Annotated in this window: 17 protein-coding genes; 6 read left to right on the top strand and 11 right to left on the bottom strand. The window is 40.4% G+C overall.

From position 1 onward, the window contains the following. Positions 1 to 147: 147 nt before the first annotated feature. The 3 genes from R9C00_10230 to R9C00_10220 all read left to right on the top strand — a co-directional run bounded on the left by R9C00_10230 (position 148) and on the right by R9C00_10220 (position 4101). The gene (locus R9C00_10230) at positions 148 to 1323 is read left to right on the top strand and encodes a sensor histidine kinase (GenBank protein ID WPO37829.1); all 1176 of its coding nucleotides are present in this window, start codon (positions 148 to 150) and stop codon (positions 1321 to 1323) included. After that, complete coding sequence (locus tag R9C00_10225; GenBank protein ID WPO37828.1) at positions 1320 to 2021, top strand: LytTR family DNA-binding domain-containing protein; 702 nt, start codon at positions 1320 to 1322, stop codon at positions 2019 to 2021. Before R9C00_10230 ends, R9C00_10225 begins: the two co-directional genes overlap by 4 nt. 121 nt (positions 2022 to 2142) lie before the next feature. Then, entirely contained in the window at positions 2143 to 4101 is a 1959-nt protein-coding gene (locus tag R9C00_10220) for a hypothetical protein (GenBank protein WPO37827.1), read from the top strand. Positions 4102 to 4242: 141 nt separating this feature from the next. Here R9C00_10220 and R9C00_10215 read toward each other — a convergent pair whose 3' ends face one another. Then, the gene (locus tag R9C00_10215; GenBank protein WPO37826.1) at positions 4243 to 5415 is read right to left on the bottom strand and encodes a helix-turn-helix domain-containing protein; all 1173 of its coding nucleotides are present in this window, start codon (positions 5413 to 5415) and stop codon (positions 4243 to 4245) included. Between the two features lie 468 nt (positions 5416 to 5883). Here R9C00_10215 and R9C00_10210 point away from each other — a divergent pair, with 468 nt between their 5' ends. Then, on the top strand, positions 5884 to 8457 hold the full coding sequence (locus tag R9C00_10210; protein WPO37825.1) for a glycoside hydrolase family 3 C-terminal domain-containing protein: 2574 nt from the start codon (positions 5884 to 5886) through the stop codon (positions 8455 to 8457). A 411-nt stretch (positions 8458 to 8868) separates the two neighbouring features. Next, positions 8869 to 11265 carry a DUF5060 domain-containing protein gene (locus R9C00_10205; protein WPO37824.1) on the top strand — a complete coding sequence of 799 codons (2397 nt, stop codon included), beginning with the start codon at positions 8869 to 8871 and terminating at the stop codon, positions 11263 to 11265. Positions 11266 to 11369: 104 nt separating this feature from the next. Here R9C00_10205 and R9C00_10200 read toward each other — a convergent pair whose 3' ends face one another. From R9C00_10200 to R9C00_10165, 8 genes are all read right to left on the bottom strand, one after another. Then, positions 11370 to 12077 (bottom strand): DUF1080 domain-containing protein, encoded by a 708-nt coding sequence (locus R9C00_10200; GenBank protein ID WPO37823.1) that lies wholly within the window; start codon positions 12075 to 12077, stop codon positions 11370 to 11372. 83 nt (positions 12078 to 12160) lie between these two features. Further along, on the bottom strand, positions 12161 to 13000 hold the full coding sequence (locus tag R9C00_10195; protein WPO37822.1) for an IS3 family transposase: 840 nt from the start codon (positions 12998 to 13000) through the stop codon (positions 12161 to 12163). Beyond that, positions 13000 to 13284 (bottom strand): transposase, encoded by a 285-nt coding sequence (locus tag R9C00_10190; protein ID WPO37821.1) that lies wholly within the window; start codon positions 13282 to 13284, stop codon positions 13000 to 13002. The genes R9C00_10195 and R9C00_10190 overlap by 1 nt, the downstream gene beginning before the upstream one ends. A 201-nt stretch (positions 13285 to 13485) precedes the next feature. Then, a complete protein-coding gene (locus tag R9C00_10185) occupies positions 13486 to 14226 on the bottom strand; it encodes an SDR family NAD(P)-dependent oxidoreductase (GenBank protein ID WPO37820.1) in 741 nt (246 codons plus the stop codon). 77 nt (positions 14227 to 14303) lie between these two features. Next, positions 14304 to 14870 (bottom strand): Crp/Fnr family transcriptional regulator, encoded by a 567-nt coding sequence (locus tag R9C00_10180; GenBank protein ID WPO37819.1) that lies wholly within the window; start codon positions 14868 to 14870, stop codon positions 14304 to 14306. 364 nt (positions 14871 to 15234) lie between these two features. After that, complete coding sequence (locus tag R9C00_10175; GenBank protein ID WPO37818.1) at positions 15235 to 15804, bottom strand: NAD(P)H-dependent oxidoreductase; 570 nt, start codon at positions 15802 to 15804, stop codon at positions 15235 to 15237. Positions 15805 to 15876: 72 nt separating this feature from the next. Beyond that, a complete protein-coding gene (locus tag R9C00_10170; protein ID WPO37817.1) occupies positions 15877 to 16698 on the bottom strand; it encodes an AraC family transcriptional regulator in 822 nt (273 codons plus the stop codon). 119 nt (positions 16699 to 16817) lie between these two features. After that, positions 16818 to 17273 (bottom strand): YceI family protein, encoded by a 456-nt coding sequence (locus R9C00_10165; protein WPO38768.1) that lies wholly within the window; start codon positions 17271 to 17273, stop codon positions 16818 to 16820. 780 nt (positions 17274 to 18053) lie between these two features. Here R9C00_10165 and R9C00_10160 point away from each other — a divergent pair. After that, positions 18054 to 20279: an amino acid permease gene (locus tag R9C00_10160; GenBank protein ID WPO37816.1), complete on the top strand. Its 2226-nt coding sequence runs from the start codon at positions 18054 to 18056 to the stop codon at positions 20277 to 20279. A gap of 39 nt (positions 20280 to 20318) precedes the next feature. Here the strand turns inward: R9C00_10160 and R9C00_10155 are convergent, their stop codons facing one another. Together R9C00_10155 and R9C00_10150 are read right to left on the bottom strand one after the other, a co-directional pair. Then, positions 20319 to 21680: a TlpA disulfide reductase family protein gene (locus R9C00_10155; GenBank protein ID WPO37815.1), complete on the bottom strand. Its 1362-nt coding sequence runs from the start codon at positions 21678 to 21680 to the stop codon at positions 20319 to 20321. 148 nt (positions 21681 to 21828) lie between these two features. Further along, entirely contained in the window at positions 21829 to 23913 is a 2085-nt protein-coding gene (locus tag R9C00_10150) for a hypothetical protein (GenBank protein WPO37814.1), read from the bottom strand. Positions 23914 to 24359: the final 446 nt, after the last annotated feature.

Below are 24359 nucleotides of genomic sequence, written 5' to 3'. Positions count from 1 at the left end.
CTAGGTTTTCGGCTAAGCTAGTTGAGGACTAAACAACCTACTAATAAGAATGATGAACGGGGTAGCTTCGGCTATAGACACTAGGCAAAAATCACCAAATATTGTTGGTACAAAAAAAGTGTATGTTGGAGTCGATAATTGCCATGTTTGTCAAACTCTTTTGCTTCTGTAGCCTCGCACAGGTACTTTTGGCACATGATTCATTATGTAAAAAAGTACTATTCCTTCGGCATTGGATTTGTAATTCTACTTATCATTTTGTTGCTTTTGCAACTGAATGATATCATCAAAATCCCCTACGATTCTCCTTTGGAAATTACTCTTGTTTTTACTTTTTGGTGGCTTGCCATTTCACTGCCCATTTACAAATTCTCTTATCTCAAGCAAAACCGCAAAAAGGTTTATCAACTGCTAGCCTTAGCAGCTCTTTTCATTTGTACCCTAGTGATGGATTCGAATTGGAGCATGCCGGACAATCCCCTCACTATTTTATTGCTATTCTTCTTTTGGCTTGGACTTTTCTATATAATCTCCCCCTCTTTTGTTAAAAAATATAAGCACCCGATCTTACTCGTCTATGGGTTTTCAATGCTTTATTTCACCTATGTCAGGCTCTTTTCTGGCGACCTAGATTTTTATTATGAAAATGAAAAAAGGATGGCAATGTCTTTCCTCGTACTGCCCGTCCCTATATTTATACTACTATGGATATACGAGCAATGGAAATGGTTGAAAACACTGAAAACCGATAAAGCCAATGCGGAATTAGCCTTGTTAAAAACACAAATCAACCCTCATTTTTTCTTCAATACGTTAAACAACTTATATTCCCTCACGGTAAAGCAGTCTGAAAAAGCTCCAGAGGTAATCTTGAAACTTTCCGAGATGATGCGCTACACCATTTATGAGGGGCAAAAGGAATTCGTCCCTCTTAAAGAAGAGGTTGCGTATTTGAACAATTACATTGAATTGCACAAAATCAGGTACCACAAAAGCGTAGATATTCGGTTTGAGCATGAGATAGCAAACGATGCTTCTGTCACGCCTTTATTGTTCATCATCTTGCTTGAAAATGCGTTCAAACATGGGGTGGAATCCCTATCGGATAATGCGTATATCCACATGCAGCTTTCCAGCCTAGAAGACGGTATTTATTTTAGCATTGAAAATAATTTTGATGAGAAAGAGGTTGGTGAAGAAGCTGGAATAGGGTTGGAAAACTTGAAAAAGCGGTTGAAACTTGTGTATCCCAAAACACATACATTATCCATCAGCCAAAGTGATAACAGGTATAAAGTAGCATTGAAAATAGACACGATATGATTAGTTATATAATAGTTGACGATGAGCCTTTGGCCCATGAACTCATAGAAGAATTTTGCAGCATGCTTCCACATTTGAAGCTGGAACAGCACTGCTATAATGCCTTGGAAGCCATGCAGTTTTTGAACAAGACCACGGTCGATATTATGTTCCTCGACTTGAACATGCCCAAGCTAAAAGGCTTTGACTTTTTGAGGACGCTGACCAATCCTCCAAAGGTAATTGTAACCACAGCCTATAAAGAATTTGCCCTAGAAGGTTATGAATTGAATGTTGCCGATTATTTATTGAAGCCATTCAGCTTTGAGCGTATGGTAAAAGCCATCAACAAAGCGATTGGCGAACCTGATAAACAGCAGTCAAACAACCCTGCTTCTTCTACAAAAGAAAAAACTCGATTCTTTGTGAAAGGAGATAAAAAGTACCACCAGGTGGCATCCGAAGATATTTTGCACATAGAAGCGTTTGGAAATTACACAAAACTTTTTCTGAGCGACGAACTGATAGTCAGCCACGAAAGTATCTCCTATTACGAATCCCTTCTCCCCGCATCGGACTTTTTAAGGGTGCACAAATCTTTCATAGTCGCCTTAGATAAAATCAAGCTAATTGAGGGAAACCGTATCCTCATCAAGGACAAAGAAATCCCCATTGGGCAGACCTACAAAAGCATGGTGAACAAGCTTTATCAGAATTAGTTTTTTTGAAAATTCTGAATGAAACCAAAGGATTACAAAACCATTAAGGATTTGCGAAGTCCTTCTGTAGCATTTTAAAAGCCATTAATTTGGCTGCTTTATTTCAACCGAACATAAAGCAATGATCCGATCAGTACTTTTTTTACTTAGCTTTTTCTTTATACATACTACATTTGCCCAAGCTCCGCAGCATTCAATAAAAATCCATTCGCATAACGATTACCATCAGCAAGCTCCTTTTTTCACTGCATATCAGGCAGGAGCTTCGTCCATTGAAGTAGATGTGTTTGAGCGAGATGGGCAGCTATTCGTAGCCCATGACAAAGAAGATATACGAAGTGAGCGTACTTTTGAAAGCTTGTACATGAAGCCTTTGCTCCAGCTCCTTGCCCAAGGAGAATACGTCCAGCACATTTCCCTTTTGGTAGATTTCAAAACAGCAGCCGAACCAACCATCGAAGCATTGGTCGACATCACGGCGAAGTACCCTACTCTTTTTAATGACCAACCACATGGAATATCGCTGATAGTATCGGGAAACCGACCAGCGCCAGAAAGGTATGCCGACTATCCTACTTACATCTTATTTGATGGAAGAACACCTTCAGACAAAGAAGGTATTGGTGGAGAAAAAGTACCCTTGATCAGCCGAAACTTCTCCGACTTTACCAAGTGGAGAGGAGAAGGAACACTACCTGAAAAGGATTCGCTAAGCTTGGTCGAGTTTGTTACAAAATGCCACAAACTCAACAGCCTAGTCCGCTTTTGGAATACACCAGACCTGAAGCAAGTCCATAAAACGCTGATGAGCCTCCAAGTTGATTATCTCAACACGGATCATCCTTTTGAGCTAGCTCAGTTTTTGGATACCTTGGATACAGAAAAACCCTTGCCCGAGTGGCAAGAGGGGTATTTGGATATCCACCATATAAGCACAGGCAGAGGCGATGCAGCTTTTACCATCTTCCCCGATGGCACTACCCTACTAGTGGACATGGGCGATATGTCGGAAATGCATCCTCGTATCCTTTCGCACAGAAATAGCCCTGCCCGCCCCAACCATTCCAAAACTGCTGGGCAGTGGGTGGCAGATTACATCCAACAGTTTCATCCTAAAAAGAAAGATGCGACACTTGATTACACCCTCCTCACCCACTACCACGACGACCACTTTGGGGAAATAGATATGAACCGTAGGAAACACAAAGCAGGAAACTATTTGCTTACAGGCATCACTGATTTAGGCTCGATTATCCCTATTTCCACAATGATAGACAGAGGCTTCTCCTACCCCATTGACCTAAAGGATGCCGAAACGGTGAAGAAATTTGGTTTGGATAAAGATGCCTATTCCATGATGGGTACGCTAGAAGAATATTGGAAGTTTATAGCCTATCAAAGCCAACAAAATGGTTTGGTACATGAACCTCTTAAAGTTGGATCGGAAACTCAAATTGCACTACAGAATAAGCCCGAAAACTTTACCAACTTCAAAGTGCTCAGCCTCTTTTCCAACGGTCAGATCATGGACAAACAAGGCAAGTTGCTCTCTCTTTTTGAAGAAGGGGAATATCCGGGGGAAAATCCGCTGAGTACGGGAATCAAGATTAGCTACGGCAACTTTGAGTATTTTACTGGTGGGGATATCAGGGGAGTCGATCAGAATGGAGAGGAAAACGAGCAGAGTACCGAGTTTGTCTATGCACCGATCATTGGAGAAGTAGATGTGGCAACCTTGAACCACCACGGCAACCGAGATTCCCAATGCAAAAGCTATGTAAGCACCCTAAAGCCACGAGTATGGATACAGCAAAGCTGGTCTTCTGACCATCCGGGAGATGACGTACTCCGCCGAATCACTTCCACCCAACTCTACCCCGGCAAGCGTGATGTATTTGCCACCGCTATGCTCAAAGCCAACCATTTGGTAATTGGGGGAAATGTAGATAAAGCCTACCAATCCCTTTCTGGACACATCGTCGTTCGGGTCTATCCTTCTGGAAGTTACTCTGTATTTGTGTTGAATGACAAAACTACTACTAGAAATATTGTTTCCGAGCATCGGTATGAGGCTAAGTAGGTATTCGTTATTTTAAGCATAAATATTTCAAATAAACACACCGCTCGTCAAATGTTATTTCGTCCAAGTTTGGTGCACCCTTTCACATAACCTAAAAAAGAAATGGAGCATCTTTGAAAGGCTATATTCCAGCTACAAACTTCATTTTAATATCTCCAGCTCCACTAACTTACAGCTAACATCGGTTCGTTGCATTCCGCTTACCTCAAATAATGCATTGAAGTGCTTTGATTGACCCTTCAATTGACTTTGAAAGTCAGCAAGCCATGTTTCATCCGTAAACCTTCTTACCGTTGCCATTACACCAATGTCGTTATTCGAAACAAAATATAAAGCACTTTTGCTAGCAGTTAGCGAGGTATAAGAAACCATCGCATATTCGACCTTTTTAGGGTCACCATGCTTTGTATCATATACTTTCTCAGTCCCTTCTTTTTTATACTTGAACCCATCCCCAAAAGTGGTAAACACTTTGCTGTCTTGCAAAAACAAAGATTTTGACAGACTCATGGTTTTGTACTGTCCGACAAACATAATATTATGGTTCTGAATGTCATCATACTTGAGTTTACTTTCCAATTCAAGATCGAAATCGTTGTTATTGGATTGAAACCATTGGCTAAGCGATTTCACAGTATATGGTGCCATCTTGGACATAAGCGTATAATCTGTGGGGCTTAATACGTCGTCTGGATGATCCTGAGTGTATTTTATGTATTCACCTTGACTATTGATTTCTGGATAGGAAATTCCATATCGTTTGCCATCCCCCAATTTCCCATACACCATAAACTGATCTGAAATAATCAGTAAATTTTGAGCTTGAGTTTCAAAGTAGTCCTCCCAAATAAAGCTTGGTTTCATACCAGTTGTTCTGCCCGCATAAATAATGAGAATGGCAAGGCATACCACTCCCCCTGCTAGCTTAAGGTACCTAACCGGAATAGTTACCGATTCCTTCTTAGAGTTAGGCTTAAGATATTCATCAGCAGACAAAAAGCTTAAGTGATATTGTCCTTTGTCTATTGTAAAAACTATTGGCTCATTCCTCCCCTCTTCATCGTAGTACTTCGCTAATTTTTGGCGTAACTTATACATATAAGAGCGAACCGTACTATTGCTTCTATTTTCAGAATAATCAATGCCATAAAGGTCAATACCAACAATTACCTCATTCACTTCTTCCTTGTTAAATTCCTTTTCAACAAGATATTTCAACAAGTCGGTATGGGTGGGCGAATTAGCAAATAGCCTGTGCGAGCATATACGATCTAATGCTTCTTTTACCACTTTTTTTTCATTCTCATTCATCATATTTCGCAATAATTACCTGGATTCCCAATCAAACACCTATTCATAACAAACCTATTTTTTATGATTGATATCCAACCTTTTACACCAATGACTTTAACCGTTAAATCACTGTTGCCACAACCGTTTTACAACACAAAACTAGGGTATTTTTTAGTATTTAATACCTGTATAGCCTTACCATTGTGAATTGCTAAAAGATTTAACAAAATGAATGAATACTAATGTTTTAAGCGGAAAGAGCAGTACTTGAATTGACCTGAAGTTAGCCTGCCAGTTCAATTAGCGGTTAGAGGAAAATAAAACAGCAAAAGAAAATTGTTCTAGCCACCAGCCTCTGGTCTTCTCTTAAACCCTAAATCATCACTTATAAACTATGATTTCTGGGGTATCAAGAAATTCATAAAGAGCCAATCATAAGAACTACGAACTGGCTTGAGAGATAATAAATATTTTAAAACAGGTATAAAAATGATAAAAAAAAGCATTTACACTTTATTGTTATTTCTAATCCACACCCTTGGAGTTAATGCCCAAGTTTGGAAGGATCCAAATACACCAATTGATAAGCGTGTAGAGGATTTACTGTCTCAAATGACGCTTGAGGAAAAAATCAGCTATTGTGGGTCAAGAATACCCGCCATTGACCGACTAGATATCCCATACTTTGAATGGTACGGTGAAGCCCTGCATGGCATAATAGGCTGGAACTGCACCCAGTTCCCTCAAAATATAGCCATGGGGAGTACATGGAATCCAGGGTTGATGTTTGATGTAGCCACCGCTATTTCGAACGAGGCCAGAGCATTGAAGAATACGGGCTCAAAAGAAGTCATGATGTTTTCCCCTACCGTAAACATGGCGCGTGACCCGCGATGGGGGAGAAATGGGGAGTGCTATAGCGAAGACCCATTTTTGATGTCGGAAATGGCGCGGATGTATGTGAGAGGAATGCAAGGAAATGACTCAAAGTACACCAAAACGGTAACTACAGTAAAGCATTATGTAGCCAACAATGTAGACAAAGGAAGGGAGTATATCCATTCAAATATCAATAAAAAGGATTTGTATGAATACTATTTCCCTGCTTATAAAACCTGTATTGTAGATGAAGAAGCAACTGGAATTATGACTGCTTTGAATGGCCTAAACGGCATACCATGTTCAGCCCACGAATGGGCAGTAAACGATGTATTGCGCAAAGAATGGGGATTTGAAGGGTATGTAATTGCCGATTGGGCAGCGGTACAGGGAATTGAAAAAAACATGAAATATGCAACATCCCAACCTGAAGCTGCCGCAATGGCTATTAAGGCAGGCGTAGACCAAGAGTGTTTCCGCAATAAAACAAGACAAGCTCCTATGGTCAATGCATTGAAACCTGCCATCGAAAAAGGACTGATTACAGAAGCAGAATTAGATGTTTCCGTACGCAGGCTGCTTCGCCTTCGCTTTATGACGGGCGACTTTGATGATCCTTCCCTTAATCCGTATTCAAAAATCCCTGCAACTGTAATGGAGTGCGACGCGCACAAAGACTTAGCGCTAAAAGCAGCCGAACAAGCCATTGTACTTTTAAAGAACGACGATGCATTGCCTTTGAAAAAAGACATAGAAAGCCTTGCTGTTATCGGACCATTTGCCAACAGGTGCTGGATGGGCATCTACTCAGGTTTCCCAAAAAGCAAGATTAGTCCGCTAGATGGAATCAAAAAATATACAGATGCAAAGATCAGCTTCGCCGAAGGCTGTGCTGTTAACGCAGACTCACTTGACGAGCAAAAAATAGCCGAAGCAGTAGAGGTAGCAAAAAAATCGGAATATGTGGTTTTGGTTGTAGGAAACGATGAAACCACTTCTACCGAAAATGTGGACCGCAAGTCGCTAAAGCTGCCCGGCAATCAGCATAAATTAATCAAAGCGGTGCAAGCGGTCAACAAAAATATCGTGCTGGTGTTAGTGCCAAGCGGACCAACTGCCGTGACGTGGGAACAAGAAAACATTCCAGGGATTGTTTGTGCATGGCCCAATGGGCAAGAGCAAGGAACGGCATTGGCAAAGGTACTCTTTGGTGAGGTGAACCCTGGTGGTAAACTGAACTCTACATGGTTTAAGTCGGACAATGACTTGCCTGATTTCCATGACTACAATATTCAAACAGGCCGCACCTATATGTATTTTAAAGGAAAGCCTTTGTACCCTTTTGGGTATGGCTTGAGCTACACCAACTTTGAAATTGATGATGTGAAAGTGAGTAGTGAGAAGTTGGATCCGCAAGGAAATATCGTGGTATCGGCAACGATAAAAAATATAGGGAAAACAGATGGTGACGAGGTTGTTCAGGTTTATATCCGTGATGTGGAAGCCTCCCAAAAAACAGCAGCCAAGGCATTGAAAGGATTTAAACGAGTGAGCGTATCGGCAGGAGAAACTGAGACTGTTGAAATTTCCCTACCTTACGAAGCCTTTGCCTATTACGACACCACCACCAATGGATTTAAGGTGGAAGAAGGCAAGTTTGAGATTTTGGTAGGCAACTCAAGTGAAAATATCGCTGCAACAACAAGCATTGAGGCCAAAGGCGGAGATATTCTTCCTATTAAAGTTGGGCAAAAAAGTGCCTACTTTAATGCCGATGATGAGATCCGAACCAAAAAATGGGATTATTTGTACGCCAGCAGCGCTGGGATAGGCTCTTCTCAAGTAGAAGAAGAGGACGATAATAAATGGATAGAGTACGAAATCACCTTCATTGATCCCGGGTTTTATGTGAATACATGGGATGCCGAGTTGCACTTCAAATCGGCGACCAAAGAAGCCCTTGTCGAAGCCTCGATGGCAGGAGCAAGAATTGGAGAGTACACCCTTCTAAAGGGTCAGGTAGTGCTTCCCATCAAAATACCAATCCCGCCAGAATATGGCAAGCCCGTTAGGCTGAAAGTCAAAACGCTGCATGGCACAGTAGATCATGACTCTATAAAAATCATTCCTCCGGGAGATAAGAAGCCATTTGTGATAAAGAAAGTGGCGGCAACATCGGAATAATAGTTAGTACACTGTAAACTAAATAACCGAGTGCTTTAATGATGCTTATTATTTTGATTTTTAAACCCTGCTGACGGTTACTAGATGCTAGTTACGGGTTACTGGTTTCAACTAAGTAATGAGTTGATTAACTGTCTTTTTCTTAAAAAGTGAAAGATTTTTTTAAGAAAAAACTAGCAATCGCAGCGGCGAACCGTCAGCAACAATCAATTACGGTAGCAAATCAACAATAGGATTTATTAATAAAACACAAAAACTTAGTTTACTAGGTATTAGTGCTGCTTGGGCTTAAGAATCAAAAACCGTAGATAAGCACCAGTGCTATTTAAACAAAACAACTTAGCATTGATAATCAATACTTTACTAGAACAATAGGTTATACTTATTTTTGATCAAATACTAAATAAAAATATGAAATGGAAATTAGCACTGTTAGCAAGCTTAGTATTACTCATTCAGTTCAAAACTATGGCAAAACCTATTGTTATAGAAGGGGAGCTAAAGCAGTGGCACCAAGTGATTTTCACATTAGATGGACCTAAGGCAAGCGAAGATGCAGCGGAGAATCCTTTTGCAAATTATAGGCTGGATATGGTGTTTACCAGCGAAAAAGGAACAGAGTACATCGTACCCGGTTACTTTGCCGCAGATGGAAATGCCGCTAATACAAGTGCAAAAACAGGAAACAAGTGGCGGGTGATTTTTACCCCTACCCAAACAGGGACTTGGAAATATAAGATCTCTTTCAGGAAAGGAGAGAACATTGCCGCAATCCCTTACCAAGAACAACCAGAAGCCGGGAAAAAGGCGGCAAAAATTGATGGGCAAGAAGGGGGATTTATCATTGGAGTATCGGATAAGACAGGAGTAGATTTCCGAAGCCCCGATAAAGGTTTGTTGCTGTTTAACGGTAACCGCTACCTGAAGTACCAAGGAAGTGAACGCTATTATTTGAAAGCTGGCCAAGGGTCTCCTGAGACATTTCTCGCATACAAGGATTTTGACGATGTAAGAGATTTGAAAGGAAACTTCATTCATGAATACAAAGTCCATGCGGCACACTACAACGAAGCTGACGAGGACTACACCTGGAAAGAGGGCAAGGGAAAAAATATGTTGGGCGCCATCAATTATTTGTCCCAGCAAGGTGTCAATAGCCAGTACGTTATCCTCACCACCCTAAAAGGCGACGGAGACGATTCTTGGCCATGGGCAGACCCAGAAGATTTCACTCGGTTCGATTGCTCAAAGCTAGACCAATGGAACAAGGTATTTACCTACATGAACCATAAAGGACTTTTGCTCACGGCACTACTTTTTGAAGCAGAAAATGAGCAGCTATTGGACGATGGAGAGGCAATGGGGCTAGAGCGCAAGCTGTATTACCGGGAAATGATCGCCCGTTTTTCCCACCTTTTGGGTTTGGTCTGGATCATCAGCGAAGAAACAAGGCTTTATCATAAATTTCCTCCCGAATATAATGCAACGAGAATTGTCCACTTAACTTCGATTGATCCTTACAAACATTCTACCGGGTTGCACAATGGAAACATAAACTCTTCAGATTACGAGGACACGCCTGAGTTCACCTATTTTGCCTTGCACGCCAGTGCAGACAACTGGTCTCAGGCACATGCTAAAGTGCTTTACAGAGTGAACGAAGCCAAGCGACGAGGCCATCCGTGGGTGGTATTTTTCGATGAGTGCGTATCGGCTCAATACGGAGTCAAAATAGATGAAGAAGACCCCGATCATGACTTGCCTCGGCGAGAAGGAATTTGGGGGACACTTCTAGCAGGTGGCGGTGGAGTCTCTTGGTACTATGGCTACAAGCACCGTCAGAATGATTTGTATTGCGAGGACTTTACGCTGAGGGAAAAAATGTTTCATCAAACCAAAACCGCTGTTGACTTTTTTATGGACAATAACATTCCTTTTTGGGAGATGGAAAACAGGAATGATTTGGTGGACAATGGACGTTGCCTTGCAAAGGAAAACGAAGTATATGTAGTGCAATTGGATGGAGCGACCTTTGCAAACATGTACTTTGACAAAAAAGTGGACTACGAAGTAAAATGGTTCGACCCTAAAAATGGAGGGGCTTTGCAGAATGGGACTAGAAAATTTATTTCAGGGAAAGGAACACAATCTATTGGTAGACCTCCTAGCGATCCTGAAAAAGAATGGATTGTACTGATCCGTAGCACAGAAAAGAAAGGGACTGAACGTGTAGTATTTGAGGAACATGACGGCAAGCTTCTTATAGAGGCAGAAGATTTGCCACTTACAGAAAATTGGTCTGTAGAATATTCGGCAGAGAATTACAGTGGGAAGGGATACATTGTGTGGAAAGGGGGTAACCATCATCAGAGCCCAAGCGAAGATTTGGTAGAAATTACTATTAAAATAGAGCAGGAGGGGAAATATGCGTTTGATTGGCGAAACCGAGTAGGTATTGGTGATGACCCTACCGATGCCAATGATTCATGGTTGCGTTTTCCCAATGCAGCTAACGTCTATGGGGAAAAAACTGTGGATGGAGAAAGCTCAAAAGTGTACCCCAAAGGTCTTGGGAAAACACCTGAACCCGAAGGAGCAGGAACAGACGGATGGTTCAAGGTATATAGCTCTCGCACGCTTGATTGGTCATGGGGATGCTACGTGAGCGACAACGATACCCACCCTATTTTTGTCGAGTTCGATGAACCGGGTGAATATACATTACAGATCAGTGGCAGATCCCAAGGGCACTCAATTGATCAAATTCGCCTGAGGCATTCATCGGTTTACAGCAAAGAAACGGAGTAAACGCCCTTTGGGTAAGAAGAACAAGAAGCATGTTTAAAACTTAAACATGCTTCTTGTTCTTTCCAGCAGATTATAAATGGTTTTCCGTAAATAACAAAGATCATTTACTCACTCAACTCGGCAATAGGCGTAAGCTCCACTTTTTCAAACTCAACCTCTGCCCCTTCTGCTTGGAGGGCTATTCGCCCAGCCCTTGCCGTGGACTCGAACCCGTGGTTTACCAAGTCGCCGTTCACCCACACTTTCACTTGATCTTCCAAACACTCCACCACCATCGTATTCCATTCGCCCAAGGGCTTTTCCGAACCGTCGGTCAGGTTGAGGATTCTTCTCTTTTTGCCCTCGGTAATGCCCCACTCCTCTTTTGCCCCACGGCGGGTCTCCATATCGGGCACGGAAATATCTTCCACTATGCACCAAAAATCACCCGCATTTTCATGCATCATTTGTACTTCTATGGACTTGGGGAACATTTTATACAAAGCCCTTGGCGTAGAAGCATGTACCAGCACTCCGCAGTTCCCCGGCTCACCAACAAACCTATACTTCACCTCTAGCCTGTAGTTTTGAAAAACACTGTCTGTGATGAGGTGCCCTCTAGGCTCTCCCATGCTCACCAACTTCCCATCCCTCACCACAAAAGAAGGGACAGTATCGGGGCTGGCATCTTGAGCGGGAACATCCACATGCCAACCGTCCAAGTTCTTTCCATTGAAAAGAGCCGTGGTAGCAGAAGGAGTAGGTTTGGGTTTACAAGATCCGATGACGAGCAGGCAAAAAAGGATGTTCAAAAAATAGGCAATAGCTTTCATGGAGTAGTTTCTTTAGAAGGTTATTTATCGTATAAATTGATGTGTCCCCCATTTTTAAACAGAATCGGTTTTTTAATAAGGTCTTAATTGATTAAATAATTCATGGAAGGTATTGGCGGTTCAATAGATGGATGCTCCCTTTCATGATTGTAATAATAGAAATAATTCTTGAGACCTTCAGCCAGTTGAGTCCCATTCGCAAAATCATGCAGGAATACATACTCATATTTCACAATCCTCCATAGCCTTTCTATGAAGGCATTATCGGTAGCCCTGCCTTTTCCGTCCATACTCAACTTGGTCTTGCCCACCTCAAGGACCGCTGAGGCGAATACGTCCGAAGTATATTGGCTTCCTTGGTCGGTATTGACAATCTCAGGCTTTCCCCAGCTACTGCATGCCCTTTCAAATACTTCCGCACACCATCCAGCCGTCATTGTATTGCTCAGCGACCAGTCCAGTACGAAACGGGTAGCCACATCAATCCATGCGGCCAGATATAGATACCCCCCTGACAGCCCGATGTATGTGATGTCCGTCTGCCAGGCTTGATTGGTCCTTTCTATCTCCATGCCTCTAAGCAGGTAGGGACAAACCTTGTTCCCCGGTGCCGGCTTTGAAGTATGGGACCCGGAAAGTATTGAGCTGAGTCCCATGACCTCGTAGTATAAGCGGCTGACTTTCTTGAGGTTGGCATTGATGCCATGTACCCTCTTCAGCCAAGTGCGCATCCTGCGTGGCCCTTTGTCTGGGCGGACCAGATAGTGCTCACCCATCAGGCGCATGATCCTAAGATTCATGCCGCTTTCTGGGACAGGCTGGTAATAAAGCCTCCCCCTATTTATCCCGAGCAGCTGGCACTGCCTGACCAGACTCAAATTCTCCGAACGGCTGATACCCCGCAATTTTGCCTCTTGGCACATCAGTCGAGCGTTTTTTTTAGAAACTCATTCTCTACCTGTAGCTTGCCGATAATCCGCAGCAAATCGTCTTGGGCTTTCTCGTTTTCCTTTGAAACTTTGTGCCTACTGTTTCCATGCTCAAATAGCACATCGCTCTGCTCAAGCAGAACCCCCTTCCATTTATTTATCTGGGAGGGGGGCACCTTGAACTTCTGTGCAATCTGGGGAATTGTCAGGTGTTCCTTGACTGCCTCAATGGCTACCTGCTTCTTGAATTTGGTAGTGTAACTTTTTCGCTTTGCCATAATCGAATATAAAGTTTTTTCGGACCTTATTCAGTTGTTCGATTTTTGGGGTATACTACACCGCTAACAGTATCGTGTATGAGCCGTATCGGATTTTTACGCATTAAATTTTCAGTTTAGCACAGACTTTAAACATACAAAAAAACCATAGATGAATTACAAAATCAGCTATGGCTCATATACATTGTTGGTTTTTCTTTATTACCAAGGAATTCCCTCAGTTTCAGGATTGGATTCTTGGCTGAAGAATTTTCCCGATGGTCCTTCTTGGCCAATTGTTGCGTATTTAACCACCCTTTTCGCTGCGGTTTCCACTTCTCCTCCATTTCCAAATGTAAAGTCAGTAGCTGTTAACCCTGGACAAACAGCATTTACCTTAAAATTGGTATCACGCAGTTCATAAGCCAAGTGAATGGTGTACATATTTAAGGCTGCTTTAGAAGCTGCATAAACAGCATATTTTGCATAATTATATGCTGGCCAGTTCAGGTCACTTTGTAAAGTAAGAGAACCAACACTAGTACTTAAATTTACAATTCGAGGTTGTTGTGATTTTTTAAGTAAATTAAGAAATGCTTGGGTAACCCTTGATGTGCCAATTACATTGACATCAAATGCTGCTTGAAACTCCTCTGGCTTGGCTGCTAAAGCTGTATAAGGGTCATCTCCTCCATTGATACCCGCATTGTTAATCAAGATATCTAGAACATCCGTTTTTTTAATTATTTTTTCGGCAACTGTTTTAACTGAATAGTCATCGGTTACATCTATTTGAGTACACTCTACATTCGTTAAACCTTTTTCTTTCAATTTTTCAACAGCTGCAACACCATTTTGCATATTTCTACTACCGAGATAAACGTAATACCCTTTTTGTAATAATAATTTAGCTGTTGCAAAGCCAATGCCTTTATTAGCCCCTGTGATTAATACTTTCTTCATTTTATTTCTTTTTTAATGATGATGTAAAGTTCTATCGATTAAAAAAGAGATATTTTACCAAATGGTAAAAAGAGTCTTTAGCTGATATTTTTTCTAATTCTACTTAAAGATTGTTGCGTTACCCCTAAGTAAGATGCTATATATGTCAAAGGGATTCGATTGACTAATGAGGGATAGTTTTCTATAAACTCCAAATATCGGGTCGTGGCATCCTGAGAAATGACTGGGTTTTTTCTGGATTTTTGATACATACAAACTTGAGCCATTTTACTTTTAATAGCATCCCATCCCACAATAACTCGTGAAAGTTCTTCCCAACTTTGCTTTGAAAAAACCATGAGCTCACAATCGGTACAGGCCTGCAGATAATCGGAAGAAAAGGCATTAGATTCAAAATTCACATAATCACACATTATACTTTTTTCTTGAATAAAACAGCGTGTTATTTCCTCTCCTTTGTTGTTATAATAACAGCCTCTAAAAACACCTTTTACCACGAATGCAACTTGTCTTGGAATTTTACCAGCTTCTGAAAAATATGCATCTTTTCTGAGTTCTAATTCAGTTACTTTTCCTTTAATCAGATTAATCTGTTGCACATTCAGAATTCCAAATTGTAAAATATATGCTATTAAATCTTCCATTATTGCAAGTTGGAAAAATTTGAGTTTACTTAATTTATCAATTGGTAAAAAGTTTTGGCTTCAACGGTTTGTATAAGAGCATTAGCGGATTATATGCACTAATTTTTCGGTTTAGCACAGTCCTTAAATATACAAAATACCATAGATGGATCACAAAAGCACCTATGGTACATATACATTGTTTACAGCATAATCTTCATTCCTTTAATTCCAGTCCATAAATCCTTTGTAAGCAAAATATAACACTATTAAATACAAACTGTACTTCAGAGCTTTCTTCACTACTTTATAGCTATTGAAAAGCAACGGGTTGCAAACCGATATATCGAATTGTGTTTTTGTTGTCTGTTTCATTTTTAAATTTTTAAAAAATTGATTTGATTTCTCTTGTCCACTGCTCAATAATTTCTGTATCGGCTCTATCGGCTTGGCCGAAAAACAAATGTTGTCTAATCTCTAAACCGCAATAGGTATAAATACCCTTATCTGATGCAAGTTCAAGAGCTTTATCCATTCCCAAATCATGATATTCACGTTGTGATTTTCCGTATGTATTAATAATGATGGCTTGTTTGCCCGAAAGCAAACCTTTTTGAATTCCTTGGTCATACCGATAGGCGAAACCATAGCTAAAAACACGGTCAATGTAACCTTTCATAATAGCGGGTAAACCGGTCCACCAAATTGGATAGATGAAAGTAATGCTATCTGCCCATGTAATACAATTTTGTTCAGTTTTCACATCTTCGTAAACTTCTCCTTTTCGCTGTCCTGCTATATCTTCTAAAGAAAGCACGGGATTAAAATTAAGTTGGTACAAATCCCGAACTTTTATTTCGTGTCTTTGTTGGATGAGCTGGTCTAAAACTATTTTTTTTAGGTGTCCATTCAAACTATGTTCATTTGGATGAGCGTAAATGATTAAATGTTTCATTTTTCTACTTTTTTGATTTATTTAAGTAAAAGTAGAATGTTGCTTTCTGCTAAAATTGTAAGAAAACGAAAATCAGTTTACAGGATTGCATATGTCTTGTTGGAATTTCAGGTATTTTGTCGGACTCATATTAGTGTAATATTTAAAGTCGTTGATGAGTTGGCTTTGGTCATAGTAACCACAATCGTTGATGACAGTAAACCAATCTTCTTTCGAAGCCTTTGAAGCAATGTTTTCAATGTATTCAACTGCCTTTAAAAATCGCTGGTAGCGGTTAATTTCTTTCGCAGAATACCCGAAGTACTTTTTTTGTTTTATTTGGATATTCCGCTCTGTTTGGTTATTCTCGCTGGCAAGTGATTTAATGGGGTTTAAGGATTGTTTTGTGAATTTCGACAGTTGTTTGGCAATTTTGTCACGCTGTTGTATATAGGGTGTGCAAAACTCAAGAATGTAATTTACTTGCTGGTCTACATTATCGATTTTATTGAGTTCATACCACATTGTAGTAAAGCAATTTTTATTCAATAATTCATCGGGATTAACCGGTAAGTTTTCAGCAAGTGAAGTGTTACCAAAGAACCGATAAAACGCATCATCTTTGAAGTTGGCAACCAAAATTTTTGCTTTTGGAGGTAACGAATAGTTAAATGCTTTCCGAATTGTTCCCAATACAATGCATTTGTCAATTTCTATTTGTGAATTATTTTTGGAATTGAGCAATGCTTTTGTGCCAAAATTGAAAACCAAAATAGTTTGGTACGAGGGCAATAAAGTTTTTGTTATAGTTTCGTTGGATTGATTTTCGGCAAAATAGAAATGAGAAAATACATTTTTATAATCTGTCGGAACAGCTATTCTGAAATTATCGTATGTTTCACCGTTTTGTTTCATTGTTTTTTTTCGCCTGTTCGTTAAGAAACATGGTTTACAAAAGTTAAAGGGACATGCTTTACACTAAAAAAGTTTCTAACCTTATTGCTTGTTCTTTAATTGTTTTTCATCAAATAAACCTAATTAATTACACAAATGATTTCTAGTTTAGCCTCTTTTCCAATCATAAAACTACGATCTGAACCAACATTGTAGTCCGTTCTGTCAAGAGTAAGTGAACCGCTAAAAGTATTACTGATAAACGTAAAAGGAATGTTAACCTCTTTAGTTATTCCATGCATAGTTAGTTTGCCAATAGCTGTGTACCCATTAGCCGTTTTTTTAATCGAGCTTGATTTGAAACAAATGTTCGGGTACTTTTCTACATGGAAAAAATCTTCAGTTCGCAAATGTTCGTCTCTTGTGTCATTTTCAGTATTTACAGATTTAGCTGCTATGCAAACATTAAAATAAGAATTGCTAAAATCTTCCTCTGAAAACTTAACCGTTCCTATCATGTCAGTAAAAGTTCCTTCTACTGTATTGAAAGCCAAGTTAGAAACTTCAAATTTTACTTTAGATTTGGAAGAATTAATTGTTTGTTGGCTGAAAGCAAATTGGACTACCTAATAAAAATGGTACAATTTGATAAAGTGGCTTAATAAATTTGTACCATTTTTATTAGGTAGTCCAGTCAGCAATTCAGTCAGTTTTCTGTTAAACAACAATTCACTCAATTCAGGTATATTTTTTATTAATTGTCTAATTGCAAACAAGTCCTTTGTTTTCATAAACGAATTTCCGTCTTGTTCAGCATTTTCGATACAAGCTAAAATTTAGCTATATGAAGTACTAAAAACTAGCATGTACACATTTTTCTAAAAGTAAAACCACTTGAAAGAAAAGAGCGTAACATATTGCTTTACAATGCTTTATGATAAAACTTACTAAAAACACAGCTTGTCTTTATATAAGTCTATTTCCTGTTATTAGAACACAAGTGCTTTATTGAGAGTAGTTAAATAAAACAGATGGAGTACCTACGTAAGATTTGTGAGGGAAAGGGAGAAAATATAGGAGTTGACCAGTTAAAGTTAGGAATGACATCAGTACGACGGGGTCTTCTCAAAAGCCCCCGTCGTACTGATTTTATTACCTACCCAGGCTGGATATTGGCTTCTCTAATAAGCGACGTGGGCGTAAAAAAACGAACACGTCGTATGTTATTCTTGCCATGAAATCCTTACTTTAGACAACTTCATCAAGTAAAACCCATGAGACTCTCCTACCATGTTACATAAAGGCCAAATCTTTAAAAAAAGCTCTTTACTCTTACACTAACATTTAGTTATCTTGCAAATCAATTCAAATCGGATATGGCTGGCAAAATAGAAGAGATATACAAGAAGAAAATTATACCCGTCACTTTCGAGAGACATATCAGCCTATTCGGAGCTACTACTATTGGCGTAGGTGCGCTTATGGGCGCTGGTGTATATGTGCTTATAGGGCTGGCAGCCGACAAAGCAGGCCCTTCTGTTTGGTTGAGCTACGTTATTTGCGGTGGGCTTGCCTTCCTTACCACACTGGTCTATGCCGAGCTTTCCAAAACCCTTCCCGTATCAGGCGGGGGCTATGCCTATGTGTACAAAACGCTGGGGAGCTTTGGCGGCTTTGCCACGGGCTGGTACTTGGCGCTGGGGAGCATCTTTGCCTGTGGGCTTTATGCCATAGGCTTTGCCCAGTACTTCACCACTTCTTTGGGCTTCGAACTGTCCGATTTTCAAGTCAGACTGATTTCCGCAGGTATTGTCCTTCTTCTTACTTTGCTTAATGCAAAAGGCACGAATGGGGCAGATAAAATCCAAGGAGTTCTTACATGGGGCAACTTGGCTATCCTGTTGGTTCTTATCCTTTTCTCATTGCCTTTGCTAGATATTGAAAATGTGAAACCCATGTTTCCAAAAGGTTACGGCGGAACATTTTCAGCTATATCCATCATCTATATTTCTTTCTTTGGCTACCAGCTCATTGCCAATAGCAGCGATGAAATCCGCACCCCCAAGCAGGTTGTCCCTTTGGCTATGAAGTATTCGATGGAGGTTAGCTTTGCCGGCTACCTTGCCGTAGCAGTCATCTCTATTATGGTCATTCCGTGGGAGCAACTTGCAGCATCCAATGCTCCTTTAGTACTCGTTGCCTCGGAGAGCTTAGGCAAATACGGTTGGGTATTGATTTCGGCAGGAGGGATTTTGGCTTCGCTAAGTGCGCTCAACAGCACTTTGGTTTCCCAAGCCCGACAGATTTTTGCCATGGGGAAAGACGGTTTTGTCCCTAAGTTACTTGGCCAACTCCATGAGAAAAACAAAACTCCTCAAACGGCCATTCTAGCAGGTGGTGCACTGGTAATGGCAGCCCTACTATTCTTCGACCTAGAGTTCATTGTAAAGTCGGCAAACTTTGCCTTGTTGGCTTCCCTGCTTCCTGTTTCTCTTAGCCTCAGAAAAATATATAGGAAACAACCTAAGAATATAAAAATTGCTTGGTGGAAAAAAATGCTTCCCGCAGCTACACTCATTGCCAACCTTGGCTTGTTGAGTTCTTTGGATTGGATGTCTATCCTTTTCGGCTTACAATTGGGCTTAGCTGGCTTTGCAGTCTATTGGTTCTATTCCAAAAAGAACGAAAACCGCTCTAAGTCTGGCATCAACTTGGTGCTTTCCGAAACCAAACAACCCATGCTTGGCTTCCATAGCAAAATATTGGTCCCTATGGCCAACCCACTCACCCAAAAGGGTATTTTAACCGTTTCTAATATTCTCTTGAAAAAGAGCAAAGGGGAGATTGTAGCCCTTAGTGTGGTAAACACCCCCGAACAAGTAGATTTCCAAGCTGCCCTCTCCGATGCAGGCTCATCATTGGAACTGCTTAAGCGTACCGAGGAAATGCAAATGCAAGTAGATTTTCCCATTCGTCCTGTACTGCGGGCTTCGCGCAGTATTTCCCAAGGTATTATCCATACTGCAGAAGAAGAGCGCTGTAACCTGATAGTGATGGGCTACACGCCCAAACCAGAAAAACCCCAAAAGAAATCGACTACTACGCTCATGGAACAAGTGGTGAGCGGGGCTTCCAACGATATCTTGCTGTTCAACTTCAAAGGGCTGAAAGAAGGGAACTTTGCTCCAAAAAAGATAGCTGTTTCGGTGGGGGGGAAAGGTAATTTGGAACTGATGCTCAAGCTGGCAGGGGCACTGGCAGATAAGTTTGGAGGAGAAATCACATTTATCAATATCCTTCCAAAAGATTTCAAGCCCATCCATCGTCTCCATGCAGACAAGATGATGATAAAGGTATTGCAGGAAAATAATTCCAAGTCGCTTTATCAAGTTCGTTTACTCACTTCCGATTCGCCTGTGCAGGCGTTGATAGATGTATCGAGCGAGTTTGACCTGTTGGTAATAGGCACTGCCAAAGTAGGAATCCTCTCCAAAGCGATGGTAGGCAATTTCTCCACCCAAGTTGCCGAAGGAGCTGATTGTTCGGTCGCCATTGTTAGAGTAGCTTCTACTACTAAGAAGATTATTAAGAAGATAAGGTAAAAGGCAAACGCTTTTTTGGAACGCTTGCCTTCAATTCAACTACATCTGCGTGTAGTTTTTTATGTAAAGTTTCCAATCTGCATTGTAGGGAAGTTTTAAATACTTGCCCGCGGGTGTCATCAATATCCTTGTGGGAAACCCTTGGATATTGAAAGCCTCTACTTCTTCTTTTCCCACTTCAGCTACTGGAAATGAGTAATTATTCTTATTCATAAATTCACCCAAATCTTTAGAGTTATAAGAAAGTGTATAAATACTCAGTTTAGAAGCTGGCAATGACTTAATTTCCTGATAATACTTTTCCAAACTAGGGAGTTCCCTTACACATGGCCCGCACCATGTCCCCCAAAACTCAAGCAGTGTCCAAGAACCTTCCATGTTTTTCGTATTCAGTACAGTACTTTCACCAAATTCAATTTCCACAGCAGGAGCATCAGAAGATTGACTATTGATATATCCTAACCAATATTCGCCAAAGGATTCGGATCTAGAAAGGTCGGAATAAAAAGATTTTAAACCCAACAGATTATTACTACTGGGATTTATAAAAGCATCCTCAGCAAGCACATCCAATGCTTCATCCATACGCTCATTTTGTTGCAAATACCCAGCATAAGTAGCCTTAAAATTAATTTTCTCAGTATTTTGAGTTAGCAAAGCCATATCATAAAAGTATGCATGCTTAAATTGGCTATCAGTAACATCAGGACTATACACAGCTGCTTTTTTCAGGTACTCTTCCTCTGCATCATAATTAACGTACAAATAGTTATAGCTATAGGCTAATAAATACCTATTCCAAGCACGTTTTTCATGTTTCCTTCTGCCTTCTCCCTTACCTTTAACCACCTCGGCTAGATCAGGAAAGGCTTCTAGGTTTTTCATAATTTTTTGGAGCAATTCTTTTTTTACTTTATCATCAGAAAAGTCCTTTTCATTTAATTCATTCAATACCAACAACCCATACCTTTCTGCCATGTTCCACATATTCGAACTATCTCCCAAATTCTTTTCTATCTCTTTTACCAGTTTGCCTATTTCCTTAGGGTCACCTGCCTTCACAACCTTACTCCAATAATAAATTGGGCCAATTATGTCATTGATGGGCTTGTTATTCATTGCATACATCCCTTCTAGATACGCGTTGGCATTAGTAATTCTTTCATCACTCACACTTAATACCATTTGGGACAATGTATTATGCACAGTACTTGATAACAGAAAAGGATATAATTCCACTAATTCGGCAGATACATTTATTGCTTTTTCTGTTTCTCCCTCAATCCATAAACTAGATAGGGAATTAGCCAAATCAAATGGCTTTTGGAAATCTTGATTTTGAGAATGTGATAAACCGCAATTAAGTAAAACTAACAAGGTAGCTATGAGGATTTTTTTCATGATGAAATGACTAGTTGTTACATGTAAAATTTTGCACAAAAAATGCAGCATGTAACATATACCAAAAACAATGCCGACACAAGAAATCATACATTAATACTTCACTTAAATCCCCTTCTTTAAAAAATCGCTATAAATTTAGTGTGTGCTATTTCTTACCCGACCTCTTCCCTCCTTCTGTTTTTCTTAACTCCAAGACGGGAAGACCAGTGGCATGACCATTTTTCAAGCCTTTTACTTTCTTTTTTAAGTGATCGCGGTAAAACAACAAATCCCCGTTTTCAATCAGTTGATCTGTATCGAAATTATAAGCATACTTTACTAGCATTTTCGTTACTTGCAGCTTGTTCATTTGCCTATTGTCGCTCAAGTAGTCTGCCATATGAAGGAGTAGTAACTCTTGTTCCTTTAGCGTTTTTTCTGCTAGGTCAAATGCTTTTTTCAACCAAGTTTCAGCTTCGTCGTTGAGGCTGTTGGTATAGTCATGTAAAAACTCTCTGGTGCTTGGATGCTTTTCGTGATAAGCCCCTACATTTTTTCCCATTCCGCTAAGTTTGACCATTTCGGTAATGAAATTAGTCGCTTTTTCTATATCCTGCTCTGCCCCTGTGGTTACATTTTCTTCACCAAAAATTATTTTTTCAGCCACATAACCAGCCAAAAACAAGGCAAGGCGGGCAGTAATCTCTTTTCTTGAAACATACTTCCATTTGAACTTGGTGTACACAAACCCGCCTGTGCCCGCCTCAGCCGTGTTGGAAAACACAACCTCAGGTACGGTATGCAACAGCACCGCCGAAATAATAGCATGCCCAGCTTCGTGCACCGCCGTAATTGCCTGCACATCATCTTTCTTGTTTTCCCGAAGGTTCTCCAAGTTCAGCTGCTGCTTAATAGCCAATGAATGAACAACAACTCCTTTCTTTATGTATTCAAGCAAAACAGTATCGCCCTTGGCTTTAAATATGATTTCGGAAACGGAAAGCTTGTTGAGCAAAAGCTCGGTGATCACTCTTCCCAGCTTCGAATTGACTATCTGATGGATGGTAGTAAAAATGGGGCGTGTACCTTGTGTAGGATACACCCCTTCTTTGTAGATAAGCTCGTGGATGGAGCTGTCAAACGTCAAAGGGATTTCCTGGTTTTCGTATACCTTTCGGGAAATCTTTGACAGCTCAAGGGCAATTATTTGCTTGAAGGATTCTCTGCTAAAGGCTGGGTAAATAATATGCATATTGCCTAGCCTAGCTATTTGCTCATTTCTAAACCGCTCCTTCAAAGCTTTTTTAATGATAGGCACGTTGATCTTGAGCGATTGTTCATGGAACTCGTCTGCGTCCATATCAGGATTAAAATCGTGGCTCATGGTATAGGCCTCGTCCAGATTTCCCAATACGAAGATCAAGCCTTTGGAACAATCGACCATTTTTGGTGCATTGCCTATGGCAAAAATCTCCATCAAATAGCGGATGCTCTCATAACCGTTGAGTTCCATCAATTTAGAATGAACTTCAAGGCTGGAAGAAAAGGTTTCTTTGGCCAAAGAATAAACCCCATCGTAATAGGCCATGGGGATAAACAGCACCGCTTTGGACTTGCCCTTCCCTACTCCCTCGTATTCGTTACGCATATCCATATGCTCAATGAAATACTCCTTTTTCTCTACCACTTTCCCCTTCGAAACCTTCACCCCATTCTTGAGCAAAAAGCGAAGTTTGAGAATAAGGTCATGGAGTTCTTCGAGCCGGTAATTAAACTTAGAAACTTGAAATTGCCCAGAGTCGAGCAGTTGCCAAATAATGCGGGACGAACTTTTGTCTAGCTCTTTTCCGGTTTCATCTAGCGTGCGGGCATGTTGAAATTCGTCGAGAGCAAGCAAGACGGGAAAACCATTCACATGTTCGTAAATTTCCTCAATCTGCCCTTTTATGGTCATGTGTCTATCCTCATTTTCCCCTAGGTCAAAATGAAAATATTTCTTTTCGAAGTTTACAAGCGTGGCCAACCTGTTAATGAGGGATGATTTCCCAACACCGGTCAAGCCCCAGAGGTTGATGACTATCGGCTTCTCCTGCAAGTCGGGGAACAAATACCAAGAGCTCATGGCATCGACTACCTCATCTATTACCTTATCAATCCCTATAAATTCCTCCTTGAGCGTTGCCTTTGCTTTGTCGAGTATCGCCTTTTTCTCCATAATCTCCTTATGCCGCTTTCGAATTTGCTTTGCCATAATTTAGTTTTTTTTCACCCAGTCATCGTCTTATCCTTAAAGCATGTTTAAACTATAAAACTTAAACTTGTTCTTAGCATATAAACATCAAAATACCCCTTGAAGTTATTATGCACCATAGCCAAACCTACAAAACTAATGCAGAACAATTGACATACTCTAGGGCACATCCCTTTTCCAAAAGTAACAAAGCTTTCCTCTTTCCCAAGTTTTGGGCTTTGGAATTGAAAGGATAATAGTTATACTAAAGCAAATATACTTTGTGGCTTTTCCTCATTTCAAAACTTTTTGTATTTGGATGAAGGTGGGTAAAAAGGTAAAATCACCAATAAACAGCTTCATTAAAAAGATACAAGTAAAACCATAAACAACTACTTGGAACTATCCCAAAAAACACTTTGTTTGAAGCTTTATTCTACACTTTTCGAAGGAAATAGCCACCATTG

The sequence above is a fragment of the Flammeovirgaceae bacterium SG7u.111 genome (genome assembly GCA_034044135.1).
Taxonomy (GTDB): domain Bacteria; phylum Bacteroidota; class Bacteroidia; order Cytophagales; family Flammeovirgaceae.
This window is presented reverse-complemented; position numbering and strand designations above follow the sequence as displayed.